A 12,039-nucleotide genomic window follows, 5' to 3' on the forward strand; every position below is an offset into this window, starting at 1 on the left:
TTTGCGTTGGCTTCTCTCGCCGTGCGCCTTTTAGGAGAAACCCACTCCTAAAAGGCTTAAAACATTACGGCGGCTCCATCAGTCGCTTCGTCTTTAAGAATAAGGAAAGAACGGCCTTTTATCATAGCCGTGCGAACATGTTTGCGTTGGCTTCTCTCGCCGTGCGCCTTTTAGGAGAAACCCACTCCTAAAAGGCTTAAAACATTACGGCGGCTCCGCTCATCGCTTCGATTTATAAGAAACAGGGAAGTTCGCCCTGTTTCTTATAAATCTTTAAGCTCCTGGTGGCATGTTGCTCTCATCATGACGTCGTTCTAAATTAACGAACTTATTATATTCCTTTACAAAGGCAAGTTCTACTGTCCCAACTGGACCGTTACGTTGCTTTGCGATAATAATTTCAATAATGTTTTGGTTCTCAGTTTCCTTGTCATAGTAATCGTCACGATACAAGAAAGCAACGATATCAGCATCCTGCTCAATACTTCCTGATTCACGAATATCTGACATCATTGGACGTTTATCTTGGCGCGATTCTACCCCACGAGAAAGCTGTGAAAGGGCAATAACAGGAACCTCAAGCTCACGGGCAATCTGCTTTAGCGTACGGGAGATCTCTGATACTTCCTGTTGCCTGTTTTCACCCGATTTGCCGTTTCCTTGAATAAGTTGCAAATAGTCAATCATAATCATCCCTAAGCCATGTTCCTGTTTTAATCTACGGCATTTTGCACGAATATCGTTAACTTTCACCCCAGGTGTATCATCAATGTATATACCAGCTTTAGCAAGACTGCCCATTGCCATCGTTAACTTTTGCCAGTCTTCAGAGGTTAGCGCCCCTGTTCTCATTCGTTGGGCATCGATATTCCCCTCTGCACAAAGCATACGTTGAACAAGCTGGCTCGCACCCATCTCCAAACTAAAGATGGCTACATTCTCTCCTGCTCTTGTTGCAACATTTTGTGAAATATTAAGCGCAAAAGCTGTTTTACCAACAGATGGACGAGCGGCAACAATAATTAAATCATTGCGCTGGAACCCTGCTGTCATTCGATCTAACTCTACGAAGCCAGTTGGAATTCCTGTAATCTCGCCTGAATGATTTTGCAACTCTTCAATTTTGTCGTACGTTTCTATTAAAACATCTTTAATTGATATAAACGCACTCGTATTTTTTCGTTGTGAGACATCTAAAATTGTTTTTTCTGCCTCTGTTAAAATCGTATCGACTTCTTCTTCACTCGCATACCCATCCGCAGCAATATTTGTTGCTACTTTTATCAACCTGCGTAATACAGACTTTTCTTCAACAATTCTACTATAATAATCAACATTTGCTGCCGTTGGAACTGCATTCGCTAAATCGCCTAAATAAGCAACTCCGCCAATCTCTTCTAGCCACTTTCGATCTTGTAACTCGGCCGTTACGGTAACGAGGTCGACAGGTTCCCCTTTTTCAGCCAAATCAAGCATAACTTGATAAACTCGCTGATGAGACGCGCGGTAAAAGTCATCTGGTAATAAACGTTCTGAAGCGGTAACTAGCGCTTCATCTGCTAAGAAAATAGCACCTAAGACTGCTTGCTCAGCTTCAATGTTCTGTGGTGGTGTACGGTCTGCAAACAAGTCACTCATGCTCTCTCTCCTCTCCTAGATTACGATTGCATTGCATAGAGGGTGTCCATTCTAGGACACCCTCATCAATCACACATTTATTTTTCTTCGACAACATGAACTTTCACTGTTGCTATTACGTCCGGATGGATCTTAATTGGCACATTTGTGTATCCTAATGCACGAATTGGGTCATCAAGCATAATCTTACGCTTGTCGACCTTTTTCTTCATCTTCTTTAATGTTTCAGCAATTTGCTTTGTTGAAATAGCACCGAATAAACGGCCACCTTCACCTGACTTGGCTTTAATTTCAACCGTCAATGCTTCTAATTCTTCTTTATACGCTTTTGCTTGGTCGAGCTCCTCGTCCGCTTTTTTCTGCTGACTCTTTTTCTGCGCTTCTAAGTTTTTTAAGTTTCCTTGAGTAGCTTCAACAGCTAATTGGTTTGGAATCAGGTAGTTTCTTGCGTAACCTTCCGACACATTTTTTGTTTCCCCTTTTTTCCCTTTGCCTTTCACATCTGCTAAAAAGATAACTTTCATTATGATTTTCCCCCTTCTAAGTAATCATCTATAGCATGTTGTAATTGTTCTTTTGCATCATTCATCGTCATGCCTTCAAGCTGAGTTGCAGCGTTAGTCAAATGACCTCCGCCATTCATTCGTTCCATAATTAGTTGGACATTTACTTCCCCTAATGAACGAGCACTAATGCTAATAATGCCATCTTTTCGTTTTGAAATGACGAAGGATGCAACGACTCCTTTCATCGTAAGTAAGGTATCTGCAGCTTGAGCTATAAGGATTTGGCTATATGTCTCTTCTTCATTAGCTGTGGCAATGGCAAGACCGTCATGATAAAACTCAGCACTTTCTACTAATTTAGCACGCTTTACATAATGGTCCAAGTCCTCTTTTAAAAGTCTTTGAACTAAAGCTGTATCTGCACCATTTGAACGTAAAAAAGATGCTGCGTCAAATGTGCGTGCTCCTGTTCTAACGGCAAAACTTTTTGTATCAACAATAATTCCAGCTAAAAGAGCCGTTGCCTCTAACCGATCCATTTTCAACTTTTTCGGTTGATACTCTAACAGTTCAGTAACCAATTCAGCTGTTGACGAAGCATATGGCTCCATATAAACAAGAACTGGATCTTTAATAAACTCCTCACCCCGACGATGGTGATCGAGAACAATAATACGTTCGACCTTATTTAGCAGCGCCTCTTCTATAACAAGTGAAGGTTTATGTGTATCAACAACAATTAATAGAGTTTCAGATGTAATTTGTTCTAACGCTTCAGCTGGTGTGATGAACTTTGACCATAAGTCATCATGATCTTCCACTTCTTCCATAAGCTTTTGGACATCATGATTAATGTCATTAGGGTCTAAGACAATATATCCTTCCGTTTCATTTACCTCAGCTATTTTTTGGACACCGATCGATGCACCAATCGCATCCATGTCAGGATTTTTGTGGCCCATAATAAACACTTGCTCACTTTCCAAAACGAAGTCACGTAACGCATGCGAAATGACACGTGCTCTCACTCTTGTCCGTTTTTCAAGTGCATTGGATTTCCCACCATAAAAAGTAACTTTTCCATTCTTTCTCTTAATGGCAACCTGATCGCCGCCTCTTCCTAATGCTAAGTCTAAACTGGATTGAGCTAATAACCCTAGTTCCCTTAATGAATCTTCACCTGTACCTACTCCAATACTTAATGTAATGGGTACTTTTTCTTTCCCAGTTATTTCTCGAATTTGATCAAGAATATCAAACCGATTCTTTTCAACCTCTTTTAATGCCTTAACATTCATAATAGCAATAAACTTATCCGATGCTGTTCTTCTTAAAAAGATTTGTTTTTCATTCGCCCAATTGTTAAGCGTCAATGTCACTTGACTCACTAAACGACTACGGAGTTGATCCTCCATGCCTTGCGTTACTTCATCATAATTATCAAGTAAAATAAAAGCTACAACTGTTTGTGTTTCTTCAAAACGTTCTTGTACCTCTTCTTTCTCGGTAACATCTAAAAAGTAAATGAGCCGTTCATCCGCTTCAATTGACACATGAAAAACCAAATCTCCAATTTTTATTGTATCACTACTAATCCCCTCATCTAATAATGTTTGGAGCTCTTCACTTATCTCCTCAATTTGCTTTCCAATAACATCTGTCGTAATAACAGAAGTAACATATGGATTAGCCCATTGAATTTTCCTCTCTTCGTTAAAAAGCAAAATTCCAATAGGCATCTTTGTCACAGCATCTTCGCCCGCTTTTGATACTCGGTAAGACAGGGTTAAAATATACTTTTCTAAGTCGCGTTCAAAATAAATTCTCGCTTGAATAGCATAAATAGCAACTACACCTAATATAAAAAAACCAATTACTCCAATTTGCCATTGGTACCATGTTAAGATACTAACGAACAAAAAAGCCACGGCAAATAGAATAATGATATGGTAGCCGTGCCACCGTTTCAATAAAAACTTTGGCATATTGTCAGCTCCTATTTTTTCTGGCCCGAAATACGCTTTCGTAAATCAAAGCCTAAATCAATAATTCCGATGATTCGAATGATATAAAGTAATGGCGGCAACAAAATAGCACCAACGAGAATAACAACCGGAACGACTGTTGTCACCTTTTTTTGATAGAAGTAATAGAAAATAACAGCAAATCCTTGAACTGCAATAATAATTTCAAGCAAAGGGAACAGGTTCCAAATCACCATAAACATCGTTGTCCCTTCTTCTGCACCAATCATTGCTAAAATTAAAATAATCAAGTAATACCATAGGAATGCTTTAGGAAAACTCCACTCACGAAAAGGCGGCAACGAATTAACCTGGTGGCCTAACCTTTTTAAAAGAAAATAGCTAAGCAACTTCGTAATTAAAGCAAGAGTAACCCCCATTCCTACAATCATGACAGGAGCCAAATAGACAAGGTTATTAATTAATTCATATGCTTGCTCAAGTTGATCAGTAGTTTGTCCAAAAGAACCTAATGTTGATTGAGCTAATTCCATTTGTTCTCTCGTTAAATCAATTGCCATTTGCATTGGATTTTCACCAAGTATTACGACAAGCACTAAGAACATAAGTAATGCATTAACCGTATAAACCAAACCAGCCCCAATTAACACGCCAAACCCTGATAGCTTACGACGGTAGAGCTCACCTACAATAATTCCTCCACTACCGAAAATGAAGGTACTTGGAACTGTCACCAGCCCTCCAATAACAAACGCTAAAAAGAAGGCTACAACCCAAAATAACAATCCAGCCTTTAATCCTCTTCGGTATGTGTAGACAACAAACGGCAATGGCAAAGCCCACACCGTTATCATACCCAAAAGAGGGACATAAGTAGTTATAGCCAAAAGTATTGCAAACACAGAAGCAAGCAAAGCTCCTTCTGTTAACACTCTTGTGTTTTTCATACAGACACCTCGTCTTCAACTAATAACAGTCCATCCACTAACTCAATAGTCCTTGATCTATTTTAGCGTACTTACTCTTAAAATTAAAGCGCCGACTCAGATTACACTAAATCCATATAGCGAATCATGGCAATCCTTTGTCGATAATAGTAATCGGAAAGACTTATTTATTTAGAATAAAAAAAACAGAGCTATGCTAGCTCTGTTTGTAATGTTTATACATTAATTGCTTTCTTACAATTCTCTTGAAAACCTGCTATTACTTCGTATTCTTTTTCTAACAACCGTGGCAATCTAATGAATATAGGCATTAATTCTCGGTAAACTTTCGTAGCTTCTACATTAGGCTTATGAGTGTGAATTGCTCCAACCATCGATTCTACTTCATTTAATGAGGAGATTTCACCTCTTCCATACATCCCAAGAACAACAGCTCCTAAACATGAACTTTCAAAGCTTTCGGGAATGGTTACCTCTTGGTCAAAGACATCAGCTAGCATTTGTCTCCACATGACTGAGCGGGCAAACCCACCTGTTGCTTGAACTCGTTTAGGTGTACCAATCAGCTCTTCAAGCGCAAGAAGAACGCTGTATAAATTCATCATAATTCCTTCTAGAACGGCACGAATCATATGGTCTTTTTTATGGTGCATTCCAAGCCCAAAGAAAGAACCGCGAGCATCGGCATTCCAAAGAGGGGCTCTTTCTCCCGTCATATATGGATGAAAAATCAATCCATCTGAACCAGCTTGTACGTTTTGCGCCATATTTGTGAGCATTTCATACGCATCAATACCTAGTCGTTTAGCTGTTTCTACCTCAACGTTAGCTAACTCCTCTTTCACCCAGCGAAAGATCATACCACCGTTATTAACAGGCCCTCCTATTACCCAATGCTTATCAGTAAGGGCATAGCAAAACGTTCTTCCTTTTGGATCTGTCACAGGCTTATCTGTCACCGCTCTAATGGCTCCACTTGTTCCAATCGTCACAGCAACTACGCCTTTTTCAATAGCGCTCACACCTAGATTTGAAAGCACACCATCACTAGCCCCAATAACAAATGGAGTTTGCCCTGAAAGACCAGATATTTCTTGATACTGCTCCTTTAACCCTATTACACTCTTAGTTGTCGGCAGGGGCTGAGATAATTGATCCCTTGTGACCCCTGCAATTTGTAAGGCTTCTTCATCCCAATCTAGATTCTCTAAGTTAAATAGACCTGTAGCTGAGGCCATCGAGTAATCAATAACATATGTACCAAATAAACGATAAAATACATATTCCTTAATCGAAATAAATTTGTTATCAGCTTTAAATAATTCGGGTTGTTCATGCTTTAACCAAACGAGCTTTACGAACGGAGACATAGGATGTATCGGTGTCCCTGTACGCAAGTAAATTTCATGTCCGTTAAACTTATTTTTCACTTTCTCTACATATTTTGCGCTTCGATTATCTGCCCAAGTAATCGATTTTGTTACTGGTTTCCCATCACGTCCCACAACAATTAAACTATGCATAGCTGAACTAAATGAAACAAAACGAACGTCACTACCTGAGACACTTGCCCCTTTCAAGCAATTTTTGATTGCTGTAAGGACAGCTTGAAAAATTTCTTCAGGGTCCTGTTCCGCTACGGCTGGTTCTGGTGTATAAAGTGGATATTCAACCCCAAAACGACTGATTGATTTTCCCGCATCATTAAACAAAACAGCTTTTGTGCTTGTTGTCCCAATATCGACACCGATCATATATTTAGCCATCATGTAACCTCCCAATCAAAAAAGGGGAGTACCATATTAGGGAGATCACTAAAAAAGATTGGCTTTCCCTTTTCAGTGGCTCCATAGTTGGGTTCCCCCCCTTTTTTGTTACGCTTTATATAATAAAAATACCGAGAATAAGTGCAACCGTTAATCCAACTAGCCCTATAAGTGTTTCCATAACTGTCCATGTTTTTAATGTGTCTTTAACAGTTAATCCGAAATAGCGACCAACTAACCAGAAACCAGAGTCATTTACATGGGAAAGCACTGTTGCTCCAGAGGCTATAGCAATAACCATTAACCCAAGTACTGGTCCCTCTAAGTTTAAAATAGAAATCAATGGAGCCATCAACCCTGCTGCTGTCACCATTGACACTGTAGCAGAGCCTTGGGCCACTCGAACAGCAGCAGCAATTAGGAAAGCTAGTAAAAGCGGTGGTAGATTAGATCCAGCCATCATCGTACCAAGTACATCACCTACACCTGAATCAATTAACACTTGTTTAAACACCCCACCAGCTCCTGTTACGAGAATGATAATCCCTGCTGGTTCCAATGCTTTATTGGCAATATCATGTACCTCTTGTCGCGAATAACCTCGTTTTGTACCAAGGAACACAAACGTTAGCAATGTCGCAATTGTTAAAGCTACAAATGGGTGTCCTAGGAATGTGAAGATTTGTCTGGCAATATGCCCTTCCTCTAAAAGAAACCCTGAAAACGTATTTAATAAGATTAACACTAATGGGGTTAAGATAATTGCAGAAATAAGCTTAAAGCTAGGTAGTTCCTTATCATATTCTACTTCTTCTAAATTCATATAATCTGGAACGACGATGTGCAATCTTTTAGAAATATATTTGGCAAATAGCGGACCTGATATGATCATAGCAGGTATACCAGCAATAGCACCAAACAAGATAACCCAGCCAATTTCAGCCCCAATTAAGTCGGCAACGGCAATGGGGCCCGGTGTCGGAGGAATAAAACTATGAGTAACAGCTAATCCGGCTAATAACGGAATCCCATAATATAATAAAGATTTCCCTGTTTTCTTCGCTAATCCGTATACAATTGGAACTAAAATAATAAAACCGACATCAAAAAATACAGGAATTGCTACAAGGAACCCAGTTATCCCTAACGCCCACTGAGCTCTTCCTTCGCCAAATCTTTGAATCATTGTTCGAGCTAAGCGCTCAGCCCCACCAGAAACTTCTAGCATTTGACCGAACATCGCTCCTAAACCAACGACAACAGCGACAAACCCAAGTGTACCTCCCATACCACTTTGCATCGAATCAACAACGTCATTTAATGGCATTCCAGCTAGAATCCCAACAATCAAACTAACTAATAATAATGCAACAAATGCATGTAACTTCGTACGAATAACTAGGAATAAAAGAAGAAATATTCCAGCCAATGCTATAAGAATTAATAATTGATTAGACATTACTCCATCCCCTTTCTAATTTCGTCAAAACCTAAAAACCTAGATTGATAGATTACTTTTTTTCAACTGCATGTCCCCCAAATTCATTACGAAGCGCTGCAACAACCTTTCCAGTAAAGGTGTCGTCCTCTAGCGAACGATACCTCATCATTAGCGCAAGTGTGATTACAGGGGCTGCCGTTTGTAAATCAAGTGCCGTTTCGACCGTCCACTTTCCTTCACCAGACGATTTCATAACTCCCTTAATATCATCTAGTTTCTTATCTTTTGAGAACGCATTTTCTGTTAGCTCCATTAACCATGAACGAATGACAGAGCCGTTGTTCCAAACCTTGGCCACTTTTTCATAATCATAGTCAAACTGACTTTTCTCTAAAATATCAAACCCTTCTGCAATCGCTTGCATCATTCCGTACTCTATTCCATTATGTACCATTTTCAAAAAATGTCCGCTTCCTACTTCACCTGTATATAGGTAACCGTTTTTGACAGTAAGATCACGAAAAATTGGTTCTATTTCTACAAAGGCCTTTTCGTTCCCACCAATCATCGTACAAGCTCCATGCCGAGCTCCATCGACTCCACCGCTAGTTCCACAATCAAAAAAGAAAACACCTTTCTTTTCACTTTGTTCACTACGTTTTAAAGAGTCTTTATAATGTGCATTTCCACCATCAATTATTCGATCTCCTTTTTCTAAGTGAAGAAGCACCTCTTGAAAGACAGATTCTGTAATCTCACCGGCTGGAACCATCATCCACACAGTTCTTGGTTTTTCTAATTGATTAATTAAGTCTTTGATCGTTTTTGCTTTGGATGCCCCGTCACTGGCAATCTCTTTCACCAAACTTGAGTTTGAATCGTAAGCAACAACACCATACTCTTTCGCTAAAAGATTAAGAGCTAGCTGATACCCCATTTTCCCTAAACCTATCATTCCAATTTGCATATCCATCATCCTGACGTTAAAAGAATTTTTTTTCTTATTACGTTCATTATAAGAAAAAAAATTCTTTTTGTAAACGGTGTCAAAAAAATATTTTTTCCGAGCCGAAAATTTAGTATAATAAACAAAAGCACTTTCAAAAGGAGGTTTTTGATGAAAGAGCCACAACAACCATGCTTAGTCAGTATCCGGACACAATATCCAAGGTTTAGTGTCACCGAAAGAAAAATTGCTGATTATATTCTTATAAATCCTACAAAAATTATTCATTCATCTATTAACCAAATAGCAGAAGATTTAAATGTCGCTGATTCAACAGTTTTTCGTTTTTGCAAACGAATTGGCTTTAAAGGCTACCAAGCCATGAAGATTGCCTTAGCATCCGAAGTAGTAACACCAATACAAGATATCCATGAGAGTGTTGATGAAGGTGATACCGTTAAAGCGATCGCTTCTAAGGTATTTAAATCTAATATGAAAACAATTGAAGACACTTTAGTGGTTTTAGATGAGGAACAACTTGAGCGTGCGGTTGATGCCATTGCAGGAGCTGATACAACCTATTTCTTTGGAAGTGGTGGTTCAAGCCTTATAGCTCTTGATGCGTTCCATAAGTTGATAAGGACTGGACTTAGAGTACAAACTGTTAGCGATAGTCATTTTCAACAAATGTTAGCATCACAAATGACAAAAAATGACTGTGCTGTTTTCATCTCACACTCCGGAGCAACAAAAGAAATACTACAAGCTTTAAATGTTGTAAAATCAACAGGTGCTACGATGATTGCTATTACAAATTACGCAAAGTCACCATTAAGTATGGGTGTCGACATCTCACTTTTTACCGTCTCTGAAGAAACTGAGTATCGTTCTGAAGCACTTTCATCACGAATTGCCCAACTATCAGTTATTGATGCCCTATATGTTAATATATTACTTAAGAGAGGGACTGAGGGACAGAAGGCTCTTAATAAAATGCGTGAAGCAATTACAGTGAAGCGAATTTAATATAGAACCATAAACTTTACATCCATAAAAAAAAGCATGACAGATATATCTCTGTCATGCTTTTTTTAATTAGTTTACTTCATTAACATAAGGCAATAAAGCGATTTGACGAGCACGCTTAATAGCGATTGTTAATTGACGTTGGTACTTCGCTGAAGTTCCAGTTACACGACGAGGTAAGATTTTACCACGCTCTGAAATGAAACGTTTTAGAAGATCCGTATCTTTATAATCGATTTTCGAAATTTTGTTTACAGTGAAGAAACAAACTTTACGACGCTTTGGACGACCACGACGAGCCATGAGACAGCACTCCTTTCACATTATTATTTATCGAACTAATTATTTTCTAGCAATAGAAAGAGAGGACGTTAGAACGGCAAATCATCATCCGATATATCAATCGGCTTGCCGTCATTCGCAAATGGATCATCATTAAATCCACCTGAAGAACGGTTTTGATTATTGTTCTGCCTGCCACCAAAGTCGTTCCCACCTGGAGCAGATCCACCACCAAAGTAATCGTTCCCTTGACCTTGGTTAGAGCTAGCTCCACGCGGCTCAAGGAATTGAACACTTTCAGCCATAACTTCTGTGACGAAGACACGTTTTCCTTCGTTGTTGTCATAGCTTCGTGTTTGGATTCGGCCATCTACACCTGCTAAGCTACCTTTTTTCAAATAGTTAGCGACATTTTCTGCTTGTTTGCGCCAAATGACACAGTTAATAAAATCTGCTTCGCGCTCACCTTGTTGATTAGAAAATGGACGATTTACTGCCAATGTAAAGTTAGCAACTGCTACTCCATTTGGTGTGTAACGTAGTTCTGGGTCGCGTGTTAAACGCCCAACTAGCACGACTCGGTTCAGCATCCGAACCCCTCCCACTTCATAAATAAATTATTCTTCGTCTTTTGTAATAAGAACACGAATAACGTTATCGTTGATCTTAATAAGACGGTTGAATTCTGCAATCGCTTCTGAGTTAGCTTGTACATTTAACAATACGTAGAAACCTTCACGGAAATCGTTGATTTCATATGCTAAACGACGCTTACCCATCTCGTTAACCTTTTCAACTTCAGCACCATTTGTAGTTAAAACGTTATTGAAACGCTCGATAACTTCTTTAGTAGCTGCTTCTTCTAGGTTTGGAGCGATGATGTACATAATTTCGTACTTACGCATTCCGGTCCACCTCCTTTTGGTCTAGCGGCTCCATATTTGGAGCAAGGAGCATTAACTCAAAATAATATGAGTCATTGCACTCGCATTTACCGATTATAACAGACTGAATTTCCCACTGCAAGGTTTTTTAGATCAATGTTACTTTTTGTCAACAAAATGTAGAGTTGAGTCGAAAATTCTCTTATTTATTATATTATTTGTAGCTCTAAGCCTCAAGTTGCTTGTTATGTTTTTATACAAAGCATTTGAACATTCTTTTTTTAATTCACCATGTGTTAAGTAATCCGCGCAGAAAACGAGGTATTTTAGTTACAGGTTTTAAAAATTCTCAAACTAATAGCTGAATCCGACAGATGAGAAATATGAAGGGCTTTTCCTCTTGTATTTCATGCGATTTGCGGCTTCATCTCTCCTATAATCGACTTTTCCTCTTCTAGTTCAAATTGAGCTCATTGTTTCGAGCAACAAGAAAAAGGCCAAAAACCGGCCTTTTTAAATCTTCCCTGGCTTACTCAATGTTGGCAATGGCTTCTCTCGCCGTGCGCTTTTTGAGAAGGGCACTCAAAAAGCTTAAAACCTTTACGGCGGCTTCGCTCA

12 protein-coding genes are annotated in these 12,039 nt (G+C 39.1%); 2 read left to right on the forward strand and 10 right to left on the reverse strand.

Annotated features, from left to right (window positions below; translation table 11 throughout):
• Positions 1–191: hypothetical protein (locus SAY88_RS23600; protein WP_332634809.1), on the forward strand; the 191-nt coding region annotated here is incomplete at its 5' end.
• An 82-nt stretch (positions 192–273) separates the two neighbouring features.
• On the opposite strand, the gene dnaB is transcribed toward SAY88_RS23600, so the two are convergent.
• From dnaB to gnd, 7 genes are all read right to left on the reverse strand, one after another.
• Positions 274–1,638, reverse strand: coding sequence for a replicative DNA helicase (gene dnaB / locus SAY88_RS23605; protein ID WP_250096395.1), 1,365 nt, complete (start codon positions 1,636–1,638; stop codon positions 274–276).
• Between the two features lie 77 nt (positions 1,639–1,715).
• Positions 1,716–2,162 carry a 50S ribosomal protein L9 gene (rplI, locus tag SAY88_RS23610; protein WP_332634812.1) on the reverse strand — a complete coding sequence of 149 codons (447 nt, stop codon included), beginning with the start codon at positions 2,160–2,162 and terminating at the stop codon, positions 1,716–1,718.
• Positions 2,162–4,129: a DHH family phosphoesterase gene (locus tag SAY88_RS23615; RefSeq protein ID WP_332634814.1), complete on the reverse strand. Its 1,968-nt coding sequence runs from the start codon at positions 4,127–4,129 to the stop codon at positions 2,162–2,164. Before SAY88_RS23615 ends, rplI begins: the two co-directional genes overlap by 1 nt.
• Before the next feature lie 11 nt (positions 4,130–4,140).
• Complete coding sequence (locus SAY88_RS23620) at positions 4,141–5,076, reverse strand: YybS family protein (RefSeq protein WP_332634816.1); 936 nt, start codon at positions 5,074–5,076, stop codon at positions 4,141–4,143.
• Positions 5,077–5,291: 215 nt separating this feature from the next.
• A complete protein-coding gene (gene gntK / locus SAY88_RS23625) occupies positions 5,292–6,845 on the reverse strand; it encodes a gluconokinase (RefSeq protein ID WP_332634817.1) in 1,554 nt (517 codons plus the stop codon).
• A 112-nt stretch (positions 6,846–6,957) separates the two neighbouring features.
• On the reverse strand, positions 6,958–8,301 hold the full coding sequence (locus SAY88_RS23630; RefSeq protein ID WP_332634818.1) for a GntP family permease: 1,344 nt from the start codon (positions 8,299–8,301) through the stop codon (positions 6,958–6,960).
• Positions 8,302–8,353: 52 nt separating this feature from the next.
• Complete coding sequence (gene gnd / locus SAY88_RS23635) at positions 8,354–9,250, reverse strand: phosphogluconate dehydrogenase (NAD(+)-dependent, decarboxylating) (RefSeq protein WP_332634820.1); 897 nt, start codon at positions 9,248–9,250, stop codon at positions 8,354–8,356.
• Positions 9,251–9,400: 150 nt separating this feature from the next.
• Between gnd and SAY88_RS23640 the strand changes: the two genes are divergently transcribed.
• Positions 9,401–10,255: a MurR/RpiR family transcriptional regulator gene (locus tag SAY88_RS23640; protein ID WP_332634822.1), complete on the forward strand. Its 855-nt coding sequence runs from the start codon at positions 9,401–9,403 to the stop codon at positions 10,253–10,255.
• A gap of 69 nt (positions 10,256–10,324) precedes the next feature.
• On the opposite strand, the gene rpsR is transcribed toward SAY88_RS23640, so the two are convergent.
• The 3 genes from rpsR to rpsF form a co-directional block, all read right to left on the reverse strand.
• A complete protein-coding gene (rpsR, locus tag SAY88_RS23645; protein ID WP_332634824.1) occupies positions 10,325–10,558 on the reverse strand; it encodes a 30S ribosomal protein S18 in 234 nt (77 codons plus the stop codon).
• A 68-nt stretch (positions 10,559–10,626) separates the two neighbouring features.
• The gene (gene ssb, locus SAY88_RS23650) at positions 10,627–11,127 is read right to left on the reverse strand and encodes a single-stranded DNA-binding protein (RefSeq protein ID WP_332634826.1); all 501 of its coding nucleotides are present in this window, start codon (positions 11,125–11,127) and stop codon (positions 10,627–10,629) included.
• Positions 11,128–11,154: 27 nt separating this feature from the next.
• A complete protein-coding gene (gene rpsF, locus SAY88_RS23655) occupies positions 11,155–11,442 on the reverse strand; it encodes a 30S ribosomal protein S6 (protein WP_250096391.1) in 288 nt (95 codons plus the stop codon).
• Positions 11,443–12,039: the final 597 nt, after the last annotated feature.

The sequence above is a fragment of the Halalkalibacter flavus genome (assembly GCF_036663575.1).
Lineage (GTDB): Bacteria > Bacillota > Bacilli > Bacillales > Bacillaceae_D > Halalkalibacter > Halalkalibacter flavus.